The sequence below is a fragment of the Acinetobacter sp. WCHAc060006 genome (genome assembly GCF_004209135.1).
Taxonomy (GTDB): domain Bacteria; phylum Pseudomonadota; class Gammaproteobacteria; order Pseudomonadales; family Moraxellaceae; genus Acinetobacter; species Acinetobacter cumulans.
This window is the reverse complement of the sequence record NZ_SGSS01000033.1, coordinates 12309-32595: the sequence shown is the minus strand read 5'-3', so window position 1 is coordinate 32595 and position 20287 is coordinate 12309. Positions and strand designations below refer to the sequence as shown.

Here is a 20287-nt window from a genome sequence, read left to right as displayed (position 1 = left end):
AGGTGAGTTACCTTTAAGTCAAAGGGAACAATTTTGCCATTCAGCTCTATTAAAAAATCAACATATTTAATTTTTCTTAGAGTTGGTATTACATTCGGATGATCATTAAATATGTGTTCTAGTAGATCAGAAGATGCTTGGTTATAGTATTGCCAATAAATATAGTCTTGAACACTATTGTTAATAAGGTCATGTATTCTTGTATCTAACTCTTGTTTAGATTGAATAGTTTTATCCCGAACTAATCCACTCACAAGATCATTCAAATTATCATTTCGTACACCACATTTGACACTGGTGAATCCTTGTAAAATGGTAGGTAAGTACTGTTCTTGATCTTGGCGTATAGATTTAACAGCAGGGTATTCCGATCTTATAAAATTAATCAAATCCTGAATGGAAATTGTGGAATCATAAATCACTTGATAAAGATCATCAGGTTTTGGTTTTTTAGGTAGGGAAAGTTTTCTCTGGGCTATTAATTTAAGCAAATGTTGTTTATCTAAAGATCTGACTAAAATATATTTACTAAATCCTGGCTTTTGCTGTAATAAGAATAAATCAGTATTTCTTTTCTCAAAGTCTGTATGTAATGGATTAAAACTCATTTGTTTCCTCCTAGCAATTAGAGGAACTTATAGTTGAAGTATCAATAAATCAAGAAATCAAGAAATCAAGAAATCAAGAAATCAAGAAATCAAGAAATCAAGAAATCAAGAAATCAAGAAATCAAGAAATCAAGAAATCAAGAAATCAAGAAATCAAGAAATCAAGAAATAGTTTTCTTCAATCATGATGTAAATATTTATATATTCTTAATTTTCTCTAAAATTAACATAATACGCGCTATACAAAATGCTCTCTCTTCATTCTATAAAAATCATTCTTTTAACCACTATCCAAAAGCCCAACTCCTGCTAATTGGACTTTTTGATACAAGCCGTCATATTCAACGCTCAAGACCCACTCATTGTTTCGCACGACTATTTAGTATGAATTCGTCATAACTTTTGCACCAGCCACACCGTATGCCCCGCACAATCAGCATCTTCAGCAGTCATCTTTAACACTTTAAAGCCATGCTTTGCCAGTAATGCCCGATACTCTGCTTGCGACAAACTGGCATGATACAAAGCATCACCAAACATCTCTCCAATCGCCTCACCTTCTGCTGGGCCACTTGTAAACATGAGTACTGTGCCTTGAGCTGACAGTTTGGCAAATTGCCCAAACATCTGACGCTGCTCCTCTGGTGTTAAATGAAAGAAACTATCCCATGCCAAAATGCCTTGAAATTGTTGATTCAGCTCGACTGTACGCATATCTGCCACATGCCAATTTTGACTAGAGAAATTACGCTGTGCCATGTCTATCATCACAATTGAAGCATCTATGCCAGTTATCGTATGGCCTTGCTGAATCAAATAATGCGCAATCGGCTGGCCCGAACCACACCCCAAATCTAAAATTTCAGCTTGCTGTAGCAATAAGGCTAAAAAAGCATCCAACCACTGTTTTTCATATAAATATTCACCACGCAATGCAGTCCAAGCACGACCATGTTTGTTATAAATATCAATAATATTTCGGGCAAGATGCATCTGATTAGTCATCACGAATGCCAAGAGGATTTTTAAATCAGTATAAAGAAATCGAGAACAGAAAAATTTATTTTTAGAATAAAATACAAAATTGCAGACATAAAAAAAGAAGATGAAGTTTTAAACTTGATCTTCTTTCTGTCCGTACATCCACGTTGCGGCGATATAAATTGAGAAGCCTACAACCATCAAAACACTTGTAACTGTCATCTTTATGACCTGTGATTTATGTTGAGTTTATTATGCGAAAGTTTTATGACAGTTATATGACAAAGCTGTCATAATTTTAATAATATTTTTTAATAATAAAAACAATAACTTAAATATTTAATTTTAAATTTAAGTCAAAAATTCTCTGTAATATGACAGCTAAATATTTCAAACTGATGCTGAAAATAACCTACAAAAAACCAAAGCCTGTACAGATATTAAACTTTCGCCCAAAGCACAGACAAAACACCCACAGCTTGAGTTTTTTGCCTTATAATTTAGCCCGCTAGCTATCAGCCCGCTCAAGAGATTTTTGTATGACAACTATTATCAAGCAAGATGACTTGATCACATCGGTTAAAGATGCGCTTCAGTTCATTTCTTACTATCACCCACAAGACTTCATCCAAGCGATGAGCCGTGCGTATGACCGTGAAGAAAACAAAGCAGCAAAAGATGCGATCGCTCAAATCTTAATTAACTCTCGTATGTGTGCAGAAGGTCATCGCCCGATCTGCCAAGATACAGGTATTGTTAACGTATTCGTTGAAGTGGGCATGGACGTTAAATTTGATTTAACGATGAGCTTAGATGATGCGATTAACGAAGGTGTACGCCAAGGTTACCTAGAAAATTCTAACGTACTTCGTGCTTCTGTACTTGCAGACCCTGCATTTGGTCGTAAGAATACCAAAGACAACACCCCTGCTGTGATCTATCACAAACTTGTTCCTGGTAACAAAGTAGATATTACTGTGGCAGCTAAGGGTGGCGGTTCAGAAAACAAATCTAAACTTGCAATGCTTAACCCATCTGACTCAATCGTTGATTGGGTTCTTAAAACTGTTCCAACTATGGGTGCAGGCTGGTGTCCTCCTGGTATGTTGGGTATTGGTATTGGTGGTACTGCAGAAAAAGCCATGATGCTTGCAAAAGAAGCATTAATGGAAGAACTCGACATGGACGAATTACTTCGTCGCGGTCCACAAAGCAAACTTGAAGAACTTCGTATCGAAATCTTCGAAAAAGTAAATGCGCTTGGTATTGGTGCTCAAGGTCTTGGCGGTTTAACAACTGTACTCGACATCAAAATTAAAGATTATCCATGTCACGCTGCAGGCAAACCAGTCGGTATGATTCCGAACTGTGCTGCAACTCGTCATGCACACTTCACGCTTGATGGTTCTGGTATTGCACATATCATGGCGCCTAAACTTGAAGATTACCCAGAAGTGACTTGGGATTCTTCAACGTCTAAACGTGTAGATCTAGACAACATCACGCAAGAAGAAATGAACGCTTGGCAGCCAGGCGACACGCTTCTGCTTAACGGTACCATCTATACAGGTCGTGACGCTGCGCACAAACGTATGGTTGACATGCTAAACAACGGTGAAGAACTTCCTGTTGATCTTAAAGGCAAGTTTATCTACTACGTAGGCCCAGTTGATCCAGTTGGTGACGAAGTGGTTGGCCCTGCAGGTCCAACAACTGCAACGCGTATGGACAAGTTCACACGTCAAGTGCTTGAAGCAACTGGCATGTTCGGTATGATTGGTAAAGCTGATCGTGGTCCTGCTGCTGTTGAAGCAATTAAAGACAATAAAGCAACTTACTTAATGGCTGTGGGCGGCGCTGCATACTTAGTATCGAAAGCCATTCGTGAAGCTGAAGTTGTTGCTTTCGCAGACCTTGGTATGGAAGCAATCTACAAATTTGTCGTTAAAGATATGCCTGTATCTGTAGCAGTTGACGTAAATGGTACTTCTGTACACGCAACTGCACCAAAAATCTGGCAAGCTAAAATTGGTAAAATTCCAGTAGTTGACGCTGCTGCAAAATAATTTTGCCCAGTAAAAAAAGCACCCTACAGGGTGCTTTTTTGGGTCTGCTGTTTTTATTGCCTTATATCGCCAAATCCTTTGTGCTGTATTTAAGACCTGTTATGCTTTTTAGCTTAATAAAAGATAATGCAGATAAAAATATAAGCCGGAAGATGAATAAGATGCGATGGAAATTTAAGATAAAACCCTCGATCTATCGTGCTCTGCTTCTCAGCACGAGTGTATTGATGAGTTCTGCCTTAATGGCTCAACCCGTTCAAGAAAAAACCTTAGATCATTTAATCGAACTTTCTAATTTTACTGGAATGATTGCTCAGTCCAATCAGAATATGCGCCCAATGTTTGATGCACAAGCCGAAGATATTTTGAAAAATAATTTGGGTGTGCTTGAGCTTTCGAGTGAGCAAAAACATGTCGCTCAAAAAATCAGTTTATTGCTACAAAAGACCAATGAAGCAATTATTAGCAATCCTAAATTTTTACACATGATTCGCAAGAACTTCCAACAAACCTATACAGAAGAAGAAGCACAAGCTTATATTCAGTTTCTTAGCACACCAATGGGACAATCGATTAACCGCAAAAGCAGTATCATGACCAATAATATTCTGCAAGAAACCTTAGCGATTAGTAACGAAATTTTGAACCAACCCTTACAAATGCAGAAATTTAATGAGCAATTGGCTAGCCTCATTCAGCCCCTGCTTTTAAAAACCAAAAGCTAACTGTTCAGCACAGTCCAAAGCAATCCACTGCACCTTACCAGGTCAGTGGATTCCATAATTTGAATGGCTTCACCAACTGAACATCTGTTTTAGGATCATACTTTTCTGCTTTTAATTTTTGAGCACTGTGTCGAACTTTGCCTCTTTGTTCATCTTGTGCCACAAAGTTATAACTTGACGATTTTCTTTCAGTAAATGCAATTTCACTGCGCCCTGTTTGATCCGGCATTAACATTAAAGCACCACTAACCGAACGACGTGTCGCCATGTTTTCTTCATCATATTTAATAAAATATGATTGCCCTGCTTCTACAGTAAAGTCGAGGTACTTGGGTTTTTGAAAGTGATTTACCCCCAATGGTCGACTGGTTGATAATCGATAGTTTCCTGCTGGCAATTCCACCCAATAATAGTGATTATTTAATAGACTCGGAATACGTTCACTATTGAGAAATAAACTACTCGCAACAATTTCTTGCCGATTCCATTTACTGTCTGGCCGGTATAAATACACAATTGCTGCTTGAGAATGCTGTGGCTCTACAGTCTGAAAATGACGGCCTTGTTTTTGATTCACCCAGCCACCAATGGTAAACATACCAAGACGGTATTGTTCCATAATGCCAGGTGCTTGCTCTGGATTGACGGATTTTAAGGTTGAGCTTAACGCTGGTTGTTGTTCAACACTTGATTTTCCATGACAGCCCAGCAACGCCAAACTACTTAATATGGTGATATATACAACACGCATGATCATCCCTCACTGCGTTTTTTCTTATTGTCGGCTAACTTTCTTTTAAAACTTCGACTTTTAAAATTATGATGTTTAGGCATCCGCGCCAATCATCTGAGAGTAACATTCAGTTTTTATTTTTTAAATAAAAAACGTGTGAAAAACAGCGTTTTCCACACGTTTCTGACGAATAGCAGGCTTTAAATTTCAAGCCTGTTCGGCCAACTGTTGATTAAGCAGATTTTGAATCAATCACTTTCAAGTCTGCTTTTGGTGTTACTTCTTCTTGAGTTTTTGGCTGACGTTCAGCTTTAAACTCAGGTTTCTCTTCACCGTTAATTACAGCTTCATTAACCACAACCGTGCCAACATCTGTGCGACTTGGCAAGTCATACATGGTTTCAAGTAGTGAATTTTCTAAAATAGAACGTAAACCACGTGCACCCGTATTACGGTCTAATGCTTTTTTAGCCACAGCGCGTAATGATGAATCATCAAATACTAAATCAACATTTTCCATATCAAATAAATATTGATACTGACGTGTTAACGCATTTTTAGGTTCTGTCAAAATTTGCATCAATGCTTCTTCGTCCAACTCATCTAAAGTTGCAATCACTGGCAAACGACCGATAAATTCAGGAATCAAACCAAATTTAACCAAGTCAGTTGCTTCAACTTGACGGAACAAGTCAGAAAGCTTTTTAGATTCGTCTTTCTTACGCACTTCAGCGGTAAAACCAATACCACCTTTTTCTTGGCGCTGTTGTACAATTTTCTCTAAACCAGAGAATGCACCACCACAAATGAAGAGAATATTCGAAGTATCAATTTGAATAAATTCTTGCTGTGGATGCTTGCGACCACCTTGAGGTGGAATTGACGCAACCGTACCTTCAATCATTTTCAGCAAGGCTTGCTGTACACCTTCACCAGACACGTCACGTGTAATCGAAGGGTTTTCTGATTTACGAGTAATTTTGTCAATTTCATCAATATAGATAATGCCTTTTTGGGCTTTTTCTACATCGTAGTCCGCTTTTTGCAAAAGCTTTTGAACAATATTCTCTACATCTTCACCCACATAGCCTGCTTCAGTTAGTGTTGTTGCATCTGCCATTGCAAATGGAACATCTAACAAACGTGCAAGCGTTTGAGCAAGTAAAGTCTTACCAGAACCTGTTGGACCAACGAGCATGATGTTACTTTTTGAAAGCTCAACACCATCTTCAGGCTTTTTACCGCTGGTCGAAACTTTCAAACGTTTGTAATGGTTATATACCGCTACAGACAACGTCTTTTTCGCAACATCTTGACCAATCACATATTGGTCTAAGGCAGCACGGATCTCATGCGGTTTTGGTAATGGCTTAGAAGCCCAATCACTCGAATCAACTTGTTGACTGGTTTGTACTAAGTCTAAGCATACGTCCACACATTCATTACAGATATATGCGTCCTCGCCTGCAATCAGTTTCCCAACTTCAGACTGCGTTTTACCGCAAAATGAACAATGCTTTTGTCCTTGAGGATGTTCGGACATATTCACTCCAATATAAAAATCTTTAAATTTTATGGACGTTTAGATAAAACTTCGTCCACAAGACCATATTCTTTTGCCTGCTGTGCAGTCATAAAGTTATCACGGTCAGTATCTTTTGCTAAACGCTCGTAGTCTTGGCCACTGTGTTCAGCCATTAAACGATTCAAACGTTCTTTAATAAACAGAATTTCACGCGCATGAATCTCAATATCAGATGCTTGACCACGGAAACCACCAAGTGGTTGGTGAATCATCACACGTGCATTTTCAAGGCAATAGCGCTTACCTTTGGCACCAGCATTCAGTAAGAACGCACCCATCGATGCCGCTTGACCCATACAGTAAGTCACCACGTCTGGTTTAATAAACTGCATTGTGTCGTAAATCGCCATACCAGCAGTCACTGAACCGCCCGGTGAGTTGATATACAAATGGATATCTTTATCTGGGTTTTCAGCTTCTAAAAACAACATTTGCGCAACGATTAAGTTCGCCATGTTATCTTCCACTTCACCTGTTAAAAAGATGACGCGTTCGCGCAAAAGGCGCGAGTAAATATCGAAAGAACGTTCGCCGCGTGATGACTGTTCAACCACCATTGGCACAAGTGCGTTTTCAATTGTTGGAACATACATACGTTTATTTATTCCTGAATTTTTCTGAGTTGACCCATATTCACAATATGAGGGATATTTTTCGAAAATGCAAAAGTTTCCCAATTAAATAACAGATATTTTTTGCATAAGCATTGTGAATTTAGGACATATTCCATTGCGATTTGGCGATAAAAAAAGGCGCTCTAAGCGCCTTTTTTTATTTAGCTAAGAATTAGCCTTGTTGACGAGCTTGTTGCTCTTTCAATAAGTCTTCATAGCTTACTTTTGTATCTGTTACTTTAGCAGACGCTAAGATGTGATCTACAACTTGATCTTCAAGAATAACAGCTTCGATTTGAGCGCGCTGTTGCTTGTCGTTGTTGAAGTATTCAATCACTTCTTTAGGATCTTCGTAAGAAGAAGCCATGTCTTCGATGTATGCATCTACACGTGCAGCATCAACTTCGATTTTAGCTTCAGCTAAAACTTTGCTTACCAATACGCCAAGTTTAACTGCTTTTTCAGCTTGTTCTTTGAACAATTCATCTGGTAGCATGCTTGAGTCAAATGCTTTCGCACCTTGAGCACCAAACTGTTGAGTGAATTGTTGGATCATTTGTTGACGTTGACGATCAATTTCTTGAGTCAACATTGCTTCTGGAAGCTCAACTTCGTTCGCAGCTACAAGGGCATCAAAAGTTGCACCTTTCACTTGGTTGCGAAGACCGTTTTTCACTTCACGTTCCATGTTTTTACGAACGTCAGCTTTAAGTTTTTCAACGCCTTCTTCTTCAGTTAGACCGAAGATTTTAAGGAATTCAGCATCAATTTCTGGAAGCTTTTGTTTTTCAACAAGCTTAACAGTGATTTTGAATTGTGCAGCTTTACCCGCTAAGTTTTCAGCTTGGTAGTCAGCAGGGAAAGTTACATCGATAACTTTTTCTTCGCCTTTCTTCATACCAACGATGCCGTCTTCGAAGCCAGGAATCATGCGACCAGAACCTAAAACAAGTTTAAAGTCTTCTGCAGAACCACCTTCAAATTTTTCGCCATCAACTGAACCTTCGAAATCAAAAGTTACTTGCATGTCTTTTTTAGCCATGCCTTTTGTTTCAGCCCAAGCTGCACGTTGTTTTTGAAGATTTTCAATCATCTTCTCAACGTCTTTGTCATTGACTTCAGTTGCTTTACGTTCAACAGCTAAACCGTCAAATTTAACTTCAACTTCTGGGTAAACTTCTACAGTTGCTTCATAAACTAAAGCATCATCTTTAAGTTCAGACTTTTCGATGTTCGGCATGCCAACAGCGTTGATTTTTTCTTGTTGAATTGCTTCAAACACAGTGTCACGAATAATGTCGTTCACTACTTCTTGGTAAATGCCCGCGCCATATTCACGACGAACAACGTTTACAGGCACTTTACCTTGACGGAAGCCGTTGATCTTCACAGTTTTGGCAGTGCGTTTCAAGCGAGCTTCAAATTGCTCGTTAATACGGCTCGTCGGTACAGATACATTTAAACGACGGGCAACGCCCGAAACCGCTTCAGAAGTTACTTGCATGGCTTCCTCGATATTTTGTTAGTAAAAACAGTTTTTAAAAAAGTGCCACATTATATGACAACATTTCAAGATATACAAAAGCGGATTATAACACCATACATATCAACATGAAGGATGAACTTTCAGTTTACATAGAATCTAGAAATTACATTTTAAATTGGTTATTTTTTAATTTATTATTGCAAATGATAATCTTTCTCATTATTATTAGCGTGCAACTTCTTAACTGATTGTTTTTTTATTTTATTTAGCGGATTTTTACCATGGGACATATTAAAAACCATAAAAGGCGTGCTCACTTAGCAGCCGCTTCACTTATTAGCATTTCATCCCCCCTAGCTTTTGCTAGTGATGATAAAAATGTGCAACAGATGGATAAGATCACTGTTGTTACTGAGCAACAAGATAACTATTACATTAAAGAATCCAGTAATACCAAAATAACGACGCCTTTATTAGACACTGCACGTACGATCAATATTATTTCTAAAAAAGAGATTGATGAACGTGGCGCAACGTCTTTACAAGATATTCTACGCACAACCCCTGGTGTCACTTTAGGTGCTGGCGAAGGTGGTACGCCTATGGGCGACCGTCCATTTATTCGTGGCTATGAGGCGAGTACTGACATTTTAATTGATGGTATGCGTGATTTTGCCCGTGGTTCACACGAGGCTTTTAATCTCGAAGCTGTCGAGGTGACTAAAGGGCCAGGTTCTGTGTATTCAGGTCGTGGTTCGACAGGCGGTACCATTAACCTCATTACTAAAAAACCTAAAGATCGTACTGAATCTGAAGTGACGTCGGAATATCAAAATTCAGGTAAAGGCCAAACCAAATATCGCTTTACCACTGACAATAATGTGGTGTTAAGTGATCATATTGCAGTTCGTTTGAATGCCATGCTCGATCAAGGCGAAGTCGCACGCCGTAATGACGTCGATGTTGACCGTTGGGGCATTGCACCCACCATTACATTTGGCTTGAATACCCCTACACGCGTCACAGCTGGCTATAGTCGTTTAGAGTTTAACGATACCCCAGATATGGGTTTACCCTTTAGCAATGCAAAAAATCCAGATCGTAAGACCCCAATTGAAACGATGCCATTTGAAACTAACTTTGGCCGACCAGACATCGACTTTAGAAACTATACATCTGAAAGTTTCGACTTAAGTCTCCAACATGATTTCAATGAAAAATTTAAACTCAATTTTGTTGCTCGTGATTTAGAAACGATCCAAGATTATTTCTTTACGCGTTTAAGTTTTGGCTGTGCAGCCAGCAGTGGTACAGCATGTAAAACTGAATCCAATGGTTTAACGTATGAGCGTAATGATCGTACGTCTTACCGTACCAGTCATGTCAATAGTGCACAAATCAATTTACAAGGCGAATTCAATACTGGGGCGATTAAACATAATTTGGTCACAGGAGTGGATTACAGCAAAGAGCGTATTGGCAATAAGACCATGACCGTCACTGGTGCAGGTCGTGAGGTGACTGATTTCTATAATCCAACCAATCCAGCACATCCTAATTTCAACATTGCTTATGGTGACCATGCAAAAGCTGGTGAAATTAAAAACTTAGGTGTTTACGTCACAGATACTATTGGTCTCAATGATAAATTGGACTTAAATCTTGGTATCCGTTTTGATGATTATGAATCGACTAACTTTAAAGATACTGTTTCAGACAATTTAGTGAGCTATCAAGTTGGTTCAATTTTCAAAATTACACCAAATGGTCGTTTATATGCGAACTATGCAACATCACTGAATCCAAGTGGTGATAACTTAGGTCAAGCTGGCGGTGCAGATGGTGTCTCAAGTGGTAACCGTTTAGCAGACAATATTGATCCTGAAAAAAGTCGCAGTATTGAAATTGGTACAAAATGGGAGCTGTTTAATCAACGTTTAGGCTTAAACGCTGCGCTATTTGAAACGCGTAAAACCAATGCACGATCAACAGACCCACAGGGCATCGTCACCATTGATGGTGAAAACCGTGTTCGTGGTATTGAATTGAGTGCAACAGGCAAACTTACACCGCGTTGGGATATTTCCGCAGGTTATAGCTATTTAGATAGTGAGCTATTAGATGGTGGTTATGTGAATGCAGGAACAAGTGCTGCACCTAACTATGTAACTAACCCATCTAATGGCAACCAGTTAAAATTCATTGCTAAACACAATGCAAATTTGTGGACCACGTACCAAGTGATGGACAAATTCACTGTCGGTGGCGGTGCAACCTACATGGGTAAACGCTTCGTTGATGATAGTAACGACTACTACCTACCCGATCACTTACGTTTAGATGCCTTTGCGAGTTATCAACTTATGCCTGAATTTGGTTTGCAATTGAATGTTAACAATATTACTAATGAACGTATTTATGATGCGTCTCACGTTGGCGTTTTCTCAACAGTCGCACCAGGCCGTTCATTCTCTGTAAAAGGTACATATCGTTTTTAAAAATTTGTACTAAGCACACAAAAGGATGCTCATTTTAGGTTGAGCATCCTTTTTCCACACCACATCTTATATTGTTCAATACTTTCCGGACTTCTTCTTTTGTATGAAGATAGTACTGGAAATCATTCATAATTAATTTCAATAAATAGTTTGTTTTTTAATCTAAATAATCAATATCTATTAAAATCAGTGGATTGTTTACATATTGTTACACTATTTCATCTTATATATAGATTATATATTACTAATCTATTGTCAAAAACAATAGCAAAGACAAGTAAAAACAAATAAGAATTATTATTATTCGCAAACTAATTCACAACTATATTTTCAGGGTTGAAATGGCTTTCATTAAAACACGTAAGAAAATTGTTTCTTCTGCAATTGCTTCGTCTCTCTCTGTTATTGCAATGAATGCTGTTGCACAAGAACAAGTCACTACACTTGAAACCATTCATCAAGATGTTCAAGCTGAGCAAAAACAAAGCTTAAAAGTAGATAAATCAGCGAACACAAAATATGTTGCACCACTACTCGATACACCAAAATCAGTATCGGTAATTTCTAAGCAATTGATTGAAGATACTCAAGTTACAACGTTAAGTGATGCTTTACGTAATGTTCCTGGTATTACCCTAGGTGCAGGTGAAGGTGGCAACCCGAATGGTGACCGTCCATTTATCCGTGGCTTCAATTCTGAAAGCTCAATGTATGTCGATGGTGTTCGTAGTGCTACATCACAAAACCGTGAAATGTTTGCTGTTGAGCAAGTTGAAGTAACCAAAGGTTCTGCATCTGCTCTTGGTGGTGCAGGCGCTGCTGGTGGTAGTGTCAATATGATTTCTAAAGTGGCTAAAAAAGGTGACTCTTTAGAAGGTTCTGTTGGCGCAGGTACAGATAATTACCAACGTATTACCTTAGATGGCAACAAAGACTTTGGTAATGGTATTGCTGCACGTGTTGCTGTCATGGGCCACCATAACGAAAAAGCAGGTCAAGCTGATGGTGCTGAATACGCGCGTGTAGGTATTGCACCAAGCATTACTTTTGGCTTAGACACCCCTACTCGTGCAACTTTAAGCTACTACTACTTAAAATCAGATGATACGCCAGATTCAGGTGTACCATATTGGACAGATGGTAAAGCTGCAGGTAAACCACTTAATGTAAAACAAGGTGTTTACTATGGCATGCTCAACCGTGATTTCCAAAAACAAGAAAATCACATTGGTACAGTAAAAGTTGAACATGACCTAACGGACAATCTAACGCTGAGCAATACAGCTGTGTATAGCAAGTCGAAAAACGACTATCTATGGACACAACCTGATGACTCAAAAGGCAATATTGCAACAGGTCAAGTATGGCGCCGTGTAAACTCACGTATTACTGATACGTCTACATTTACTGACCAATTGGCCTTAACAGGTAAATTTAACACAGGTGCCCTTAAGCATAGCTTTAATGTGGGTGCTGAATATAGCGACCAAGAATCAGATAAAGGTAACTACAACCTTACCGATCCGAATTATCCTGGCCAAATTTCAACTACAGGCTTCAATAGTAACTGTAAAGATGCCAATACTTGGTGTACTGATGCCTTTAATCCAAACTCGCGCGATCCATGGTTAGGTAGTATTAGTGCCAATAAAGCCATTACAACCAATACGGCGCAAACCACTTCAGTGTATTTCTTAGATAGTATTGAAGTGAACCCACAATGGTTATTGGATTTAGGTCTACGTTGGGACAAATTCGAAAGCGAACTTAAAACCAATGCAACAAATGTCACACTAAAAAGTGATAGCGACTTCTTCTCATATCAAGCGGGTGTAACTTTTAAACCTGTTGAAAACGGTAGTATTTACGCAAGCTTTGCAACATCAGCTAACCCTGTAGGTGTTGATGCTGGTGATGGTTCTGAATCTACAATTACCAACAACATTAAAGATCTCGACCCAGAAGAAAGCCGTACTTTTGAGATTGGTACCAAATGGGATCTGTTAGATGACAAATTAAATCTAACAGCTGCGATTTTCCGTACCGAAAAACAAAATACACGTATTGCGCTTGATTCAAATACATCAACTAATGGTGGTGCAAGCAAGGTTGACGGTATCGAACTTGGCTTAAACGGTAACATTACTGATAAATGGGCGGTTTCTGCTGGCTATACATATCTTGACAGCGAATCAACCAAAAACGGTGTGAGCTGTCGTGGCACAACCTGTACAGACCAAACTATTTACAACGGCAACCAAATGCCGAACGTAGCGAAAAACTCAGCAACACTTTGGACAACTTACCAAGTGATGCCTCAGCTAACATTAGGTGCTGGCGCTGTCGCTATGGACAAAGTCTATGGTGACTTAGCAAACACAAAATATGTAAATGGCTATGTACGTTACGATGCAATGGCACGTTATAACGTCAATAAAAATGTTGATTTACAGTTGAACGTAAACAACCTTTCTGACAAACGTTATTTCACTAAAGCATACGCATCTCACTATGCAACAGAAGCTGAAGGCCGTAGTGCTGTACTTTCTGTGAACTTCAAATACTAAGTTCAATATCAATCCATCTCAATGTATTCAACAACGCCCCTTTTCACAGGGGCGTTGTTGTCTTTGCGCCATAAGATTCGCGCCTAAAAACCAAACTTTATGGTTTTTTCTAATTAACTCGCTGTTCTTAAGCAAGAATTCCCTCACATTACGCACAAATTAATATTGATAACTATTATCATTATCAATACAATTCACAGCAATTGTTACAGGCCATAACAATCCCTCCATTGTATCTTCATCATATATGTCATCACGAAGTATCAATGTCGCTTTCCTTATAAAATCAGGACTTAGAAATGGCACAGATTAAAAGCCGAAAACACAAAAATACAGTTTCAATGGTCGCGTTAGCCACAGCCTTGCCACTGGCGGCTCAAGTTGCAACAGCTGAATCAAATTCAGTACAGCTTCCAACCATTAATGTTAAAGCTGCAGCAGAAAATAATTATAAAAAAGAAAAAGTCAGCTCTGCCAAATTTACTCAACCCTTACTCAATACCACACAGACGGTTGCTGTCATCCCCCAAGCGGTACTTAAAGAACAAAATGCCACAACCTTGACCGAAGCTTTACGTAATGTACCTGGCGTAGGAACATTTTCATTGGGTGAAAATGGCCGTATGAATACAGGCGATGCCGTAACCATGCGTGGCTTTGACACAGCAAACAGTATTTTTATTGATGGCGTACGTGATTTGGGCAACGTCACACGCGACATGTTCAACTACGAGCAAATTGAAGTCTTTAAAGGCCCTGCGGGGACGGATAATGGCCGTACAGCGGCATCAGGTTCTATTAACCTCTCGACTAAACATGCCAAACTCGAAGACTCAAATAGTGCAACTTTAGGTTTCGGCTCCGACAAATACACGCGCGCAACAGCCGATTTAAATAAAAAAATCAATGAAACAACTGCACTTCGTGTCAATGTGATGGGCGAAAATGCCGACGGAATTGGTCGTGACGGTGTAGAAAATAAAAAATGGGCACTGGCATCTTCATTAGGCTTTGGTTTAGGCACAGATTTACGCGTATTTTTAGACTATCTTCATACAGAGCAAGATAATAAATTAGATGGTGGTATTCCTACTGTTGGCCTAAACGGTTTTAATGCAAATAACAGCACTAATGCCAGCATCAAAAGCTTGGCTGAGTATTTAAATAACCACAAAGTAAATACGTCAAATTACTACGGTGCTCCTGAAGATTTTGACGATGTCAGTGCCGATATGGCCACTGCACGTATCGAATATGATTTATCCGATAAAACCAAGTTAACCAATACCACACGTTGGGGCCAAACCAAACATCAATATTTAACGTCATTCCCTGGCAACGCTTATACCACTACAAATCCATCAGATCCTACTGACGGTTCGTCTATTCAAGTTTCAGGCAGCACAAACAACAGTGATACTGAAAATAAAATCATGACGAACCAAACTAGCTTAGTCACAGAATTCGATACAGGAACACTTCAGCATACCTTAAGCACAGGGGTTGAATTTACCCGTGAAGATATGAAAACCTTTGGTTGGACAGGCGCAATTACGGGTACGAGCTCACTGTATAATCCCTCTGGAACGGTACATTCAACCTTAACGCGCAATGCTGCTGCAGATACCAAAGGCCGAATGGATACATCCTCTATTTTTGCTTTTGACACAGTACAACTGTCACCAAAATTTTCGGTCAACGCTGGTATCCGCCTAGACCATTACAAAATGCAAGGTTACTCTTCTTCTGCTAGTTTCAGTGATGATGGCAATCTATTTAACTGGAAAGCAGGTGCGCTGTTTAAGCCAACCGAAAATGGTAGTCTGTACGCCAACTATGCTGTGCAACAGCAACAACCAGGCACTATTACAGGCGGTGATGGTATTGGTAATGCCAACATTTTTGCACCATCAACCTCTGCAAGTAGCAATAATAATCTTGATTTTGATCCACAACAGATTGAAACCATTGAAGTGGGAAGCAAATGGGAGTTCTTTGACAACCGCTTATTACTCACAGGTGCCCTTTTCCAAACTGAAGTCACCAAAGAAATTGAAAAAGATGATAATGGCGGTTATTACCAAACGGGTAAAAAATCCGTTAAAGGTATTGAGTTAGGTGCGATTGGTAACATTAATGATTATTGGAAGATCATTGCAGGCTACACCCATCAAAAAACTGAAATTGATAATGTTACACATGTCAGCTCTGGCAGCCTGACTTCTGCCGATGGTTCCAATAACATTCCATTTACCCCGTCAGATGCTTTCACGCTGTGGACCACCTATACAATGGATAAATGGAGCATTGGTAGCGGTGCACGTTACAATGGCGAAATGAAAAAAAGTAAAGATGGTAATACCGTTGGCCCTGCTGTAATTCCAGATTATTGGGTTCTAGATTCAATGGTCAGCTATCAAGCAACACCTAATATTGGTGTTCAATTAAATATTAACAACTTGCTTGATGAAGATTATATTGCAAGTATCAACCGTGGTGGCCTACGTTATACGGCAGGTGCTGAACGTAATTATCGTCTTACATTTAATTTTAAATTCTAATTTTCCATAAAATTAAAAGCCTTAATCTTGTATTGGGGCTTTTTTTATTTATGCTTATCCTTAACCGAAAAATTTAACTGCTAGGTGCTTGCCATGTTGCTTCATGTTCCCAATGTGCTTTCTAAAGTGCAAGTCCAATCCATTCGCCAAGCTATGGCAGAAGACAACCAATGGGTATCTGGCAAAAAAACAGCAGGCGGACAAGCACAGCTCATCAAAGACAACTTACAAATCAATACCAGTAGCGAGCTATATCAAGAACTGAGTACCTTTGTTCAACAGCACATTCAAAGTAGCCTACTGGTGCAATCATTTGCACTGCCCAAAGACATTTTGCCTCCAATGTTCAATCGCTATGAAAATTCGGGGCATTATGGCAACCATGTCGACAATGCTGTGCATTTTTATGCCGAAAAAAATAAATCTGTGCGTACCGATGTTTCTATGACCGTCTTTCTCTCTGAACCCGATGAATATGAGGGCGGTGAATTGATCATTGAAGACACATACGGCGCACATGAAGTCAAACTCGATGCTGGCGATGCTATTGTGTATCCAGCAACCAGCCTACACCGTGTCGAGCCAGTCACTCAAGGTGCGCGTATTGCTGCTTTTACATGGCTGCAAAGTATGGTGAAGGATGACTGGCAACGGGCCATGTTGTTTAATTTAGACATGACCATTATTCAATTGCGTCAAAAGCTGGGTGACTGCGAAGAAACCGTACAATTAACCAGCCATTATCACAACCTGATTCGTCAATGGGCCGAACTATGAGCCAAGTATCTATTTTACCGCCATTGACCCAAATTCCGCCCTACTTACAAACCATTGCAGACTATGAGCGCCAAGCGCAACTGCATTTATCCGACATGGTTTGGCAATATCTCCAAGGCGGTGCCATGGATGAAGTCAGTGTGCGCTCGAATCTTTCAGCGTTTGACCACATTCAACTGATGCCTCGCCTGCTACAAGACCTCACCCACGGCCATACCGAATGTGAAATCTTCGGGCAACGTTATCCGCATCCCATCTTTGTCGCACCGATTGGGCACCAACAGCAATTTCATCCCGAAGCGGAAGCTGCCACTGCACTGGCTGCAGAAGTTTTGGGAAGCAATATGGTATTGAGCACCTTTACTAATACCGACATGCGTGAACTGAATGCAGACAATCCGCGCAAATGGTTTCAACTGTACTGGCAAGGTGAACGCAGCAAATCCTTAGATTTAGTCAAAATGGCTGAAGCGCACAATTACAGTGCCATTGTAGTGACAGTGGACTCCCCCCATACAGGCATCCGTGACCGCGAGCGTCGGGTATTTTTCCATTTACCTGAAGGTATGCAACACCCGCATACCCCTGCGCACATTCCACTGCCAGAATTACAAGAAGGTGATCACCCTGTATTTCAAGGGCTCATGAAAATTGCGCCGACTTGGCAAGACATTGCTTGGTTGGTTCAACAGACCCACCTCCCCGTTGTGTTAAAGGGTGTACTCAATCCAATGGATGCCCAACTTGCAATACAACATGGTGTACAAGGATTAATTGTGTCGAATCATGGTGGCCGTGTTTTAGATACCAGTATTACACCACTCACCGCGCTCAAACTCATTAAACAGGTGGTGCCAGCTGATTTTCCATTGCTTTATGATGGTGGAATTCGCCGTGGTTCTGACGTCTTTAAAGCGATTGCCCTTGGCGCCTCAGCGGTGTTGGTCGGTCGTCCTGTGATTTATGGCTTAGCCACTGCAGGCGCATTAGGTGTGGCACATGTGCTGAAAATTCTGAAAGAAGAATTTGAAATTACCATGGCTTTAATGGGAACAGCCCGCATAGATGAGATTAACCAAGATTATATTTTTCAAAAATAGCCATTTTATAGAGAATTTTTCTCTATAAATCCCTGCTCATTGCAAAAATAGGAAAATATTTTCGGAATAAGTGGATTAATATTTATTTATAAATTTGCATGATCTGCGGTAAATCTAAGTCAACGTAACTTCACATGAAATTTTGATACTTTTGGCTAAATCTTCCGACTTCATACTTGTAAATTGATACCATAGACACAATCTATATTAGTAGTACCTAATGTTATCTACGCCCTAACATATAGTGGCTACGACAAGGAGTTACCTCATGATGTTGGCTGATCCAAGTAAAAAATATCGTCGCATGTATCAACGTGTAGACTTACCAGACCGTCAATGGCCGAATAACGAAATTACGAAAGCGCCAATTTGGATGAGCACCGACCTGCGTGACGGTAACCAAGCGATTTTTGAACCAATGAACATGGAACAAAAATTTAAAATGTTCCAAATGTTGGTGAAAATTGGTTTCAAACATATTGAAATTGGCTTCCCATCTGCATCTCAAATCGATTTCGATTTCACGCGTAAATTGATTGAAGAAAACCATATTCCTGATGATGTTTATATCGAAGTTTTGGTTCAAGCACGTGATCATTTAATCCAACGTACTTTCGAATCTTTACAAGGTGCAAAACGTGCAATTGTGCATATCTACAACTCAAACTCTCCGACTTTCCGTAATAAAGTCTTAAATGTAGATGTTGAAGGTGCAAAACAATTAGCGATTAATGCAGCAACCAAAGTTAAAGAATACGCAGCAAAACAACCTGAAACTGAATTTGTATTCCAATACAGCCCAGAGTGTTTTACTGCAACTGAATTAGAAGTTGCGAAAGATGTCTGCGATGCTGTGACTGAAATTTGGGAAGCATCTCCAGACAATAAAGTCATTTTGAACTTACCTGCAACAGTCGAAGTGTCAGGTCCAAACGTCTATGCAGACCAAGTCGAATGGATGCACCGCAATATTCAGCGCCGTGATGGTGTGATCATTTCTGTACACTGCCATAACGACCGTGGCTGTGGTATTGCTGCCTCTGAACTTGCCATTATGGCGGGTGCAGACCGTGTAGAAGGCTGTGTATTTGGCAATGGCGAACGTACAGGTAACGTCGATGTGGCGGCAATTGCATTGAACATGTACACCCAAGGCGTTGCACCAAACTTAGATTTCTCAAATATCAATGAAGTGATTGCAACCGTTGAAGAATGCACAGGCTTGCCTGTACACCCACGCCATCCGTATGCAGGCGACTTGGTATTTACTGCATTCTCTGGCTCACACCAAGATGCAATCAAAAAAGGTTTCGAGTTCCAAAAGAACGAAGAAATTTGGGACATGCCATACTTACCTATCGATCCAAAAGACTTGGGTCGTGACTATGATGCAGTCATCCGTGTGAACTCACAGTCTGGCAAAGGCGGTATCGCTTACTTATTAGAGTCTAACTACAACGTGGTGTTGCCACGTCGTTTACAAATTGAATTCTCGCAAGTAGTACAACAAAAAACCGATGAAGATGGTACTGAGATTTCAGCACAAGCGATTTGGTCATTGTTTAAAGATACTTATGTCGCACCAGCAGATGCACATTATGTGGCGCAAAACTACCGCTTACATGACAACAACGGTAAGCAAGTGATTGAGCTAGATATTGAAGTAAATGGTGAAACACAACAATTGCGCGGTGAAGGCAACGGCCCTATTTCTGCAATTTTGAATGCATTGCAGTTACCAATTGATGTCTTGAACTATGAAGAACGCAGTATTAGCTCTGGCGCACATGCAAAAGCATTGGCATTAATTGAGCTTCAAGTGAAAGGTTCGGGTAAAGCTGCCTTTGGTGCAGGTGTACACGACAACATCGTAACTGCATCAATCGAAGCAATTATTGCCAGCACCAACCGCTTAATTGATCAAGGCGTATTGAGCTTAGATCAGGTGATTGCAGCGACTGCTTAAGTCCAATCACGGATAGGCTA

The 20287-nt window shown here is 39.9% G+C and carries 14 protein-coding genes; 8 read left to right on the top strand and 6 right to left on the bottom strand.

What is annotated here, in order from left to right:
- Both EXE29_RS15040 and EXE29_RS15035 read right to left on the bottom strand, forming a co-directional pair.
- On the bottom strand, window positions 1-608 hold a 608-nt coding region (locus EXE29_RS15040), incomplete at its 3' end, for a hypothetical protein (protein ID WP_213072634.1).
- Window positions 609-1001: 393 nt separating this feature from the next.
- Entirely contained in the window at window positions 1002-1613 is a 612-nt protein-coding gene (locus EXE29_RS15035) for a class I SAM-dependent DNA methyltransferase (protein ID WP_120364965.1), read from the bottom strand.
- 515 nt (window positions 1614-2128) lie between these two features.
- Here EXE29_RS15035 and EXE29_RS15030 point away from each other — a divergent pair.
- Window positions 2129-3655 carry a fumarate hydratase gene (locus EXE29_RS15030; RefSeq protein ID WP_106985152.1) on the top strand — a complete coding sequence of 509 codons (1527 nt, stop codon included), beginning with the start codon at window positions 2129-2131 and terminating at the stop codon, window positions 3653-3655.
- A gap of 227 nt (window positions 3656-3882) precedes the next feature.
- Window positions 3883-4380: a DUF2059 domain-containing protein gene (locus tag EXE29_RS15025; RefSeq protein WP_228198825.1), complete on the top strand. Its 498-nt coding sequence runs from the start codon at window positions 3883-3885 to the stop codon at window positions 4378-4380.
- 34 nt (window positions 4381-4414) lie between these two features.
- On the opposite strand, the gene EXE29_RS15020 is transcribed toward EXE29_RS15025, so the two are convergent.
- The 4 genes from EXE29_RS15020 to tig form a co-directional block, all read right to left on the bottom strand.
- Complete coding sequence (locus tag EXE29_RS15020) at window positions 4415-5131, bottom strand: DUF2846 domain-containing protein (protein WP_117006784.1); 717 nt, start codon at window positions 5129-5131, stop codon at window positions 4415-4417.
- Window positions 5132-5345: 214 nt separating this feature from the next.
- Window positions 5346-6656, bottom strand: coding sequence for an ATP-dependent protease ATP-binding subunit ClpX (gene clpX / locus EXE29_RS15015; protein WP_120364964.1), 1311 nt, complete (start codon window positions 6654-6656; stop codon window positions 5346-5348).
- A 29-nt stretch (window positions 6657-6685) separates the two neighbouring features.
- Window positions 6686-7291, bottom strand: coding sequence for an ATP-dependent Clp endopeptidase proteolytic subunit ClpP (clpP, locus tag EXE29_RS15010; protein WP_067666729.1), 606 nt, complete (start codon window positions 7289-7291; stop codon window positions 6686-6688).
- 193 nt (window positions 7292-7484) lie between these two features.
- On the bottom strand, window positions 7485-8816 hold the full coding sequence (gene tig / locus EXE29_RS15005) for a trigger factor (protein WP_106985149.1): 1332 nt from the start codon (window positions 8814-8816) through the stop codon (window positions 7485-7487).
- Window positions 8817-9187: 371 nt separating this feature from the next.
- On the opposite strand from tig, the gene EXE29_RS15000 reads away from it, so the two are divergent.
- From EXE29_RS15000 to leuA, 6 genes are all read left to right on the top strand, one after another.
- On the top strand, window positions 9188-11296 hold the full coding sequence (locus tag EXE29_RS15000; RefSeq protein WP_228198823.1) for a TonB-dependent receptor: 2109 nt from the start codon (window positions 9188-9190) through the stop codon (window positions 11294-11296).
- A 341-nt stretch (window positions 11297-11637) separates the two neighbouring features.
- On the top strand, window positions 11638-13863 hold the full coding sequence (locus EXE29_RS14995; protein ID WP_120364962.1) for a TonB-dependent receptor: 2226 nt from the start codon (window positions 11638-11640) through the stop codon (window positions 13861-13863).
- A 299-nt stretch (window positions 13864-14162) separates the two neighbouring features.
- Window positions 14163-16424, top strand: coding sequence for a TonB-dependent siderophore receptor (locus EXE29_RS14990; protein ID WP_120364961.1), 2262 nt, complete (start codon window positions 14163-14165; stop codon window positions 16422-16424).
- 93 nt (window positions 16425-16517) lie between these two features.
- On the top strand, window positions 16518-17201 hold the full coding sequence (locus EXE29_RS14985) for a Fe2+-dependent dioxygenase (RefSeq protein ID WP_106985145.1): 684 nt from the start codon (window positions 16518-16520) through the stop codon (window positions 17199-17201).
- Window positions 17198-18301, top strand: a complete 1104-nt coding sequence (locus EXE29_RS14980; RefSeq protein WP_120364960.1) for an alpha-hydroxy acid oxidase — start codon at window positions 17198-17200, stop codon at window positions 18299-18301. Before EXE29_RS14985 ends, EXE29_RS14980 begins: the two co-directional genes overlap by 4 nt.
- A gap of 268 nt (window positions 18302-18569) precedes the next feature.
- On the top strand, window positions 18570-20267 hold the full coding sequence (gene leuA / locus EXE29_RS14975; RefSeq protein ID WP_117006792.1) for a 2-isopropylmalate synthase: 1698 nt from the start codon (window positions 18570-18572) through the stop codon (window positions 20265-20267).
- The last annotated feature ends 20 nt before the right edge of the window (window positions 20268-20287 follow it).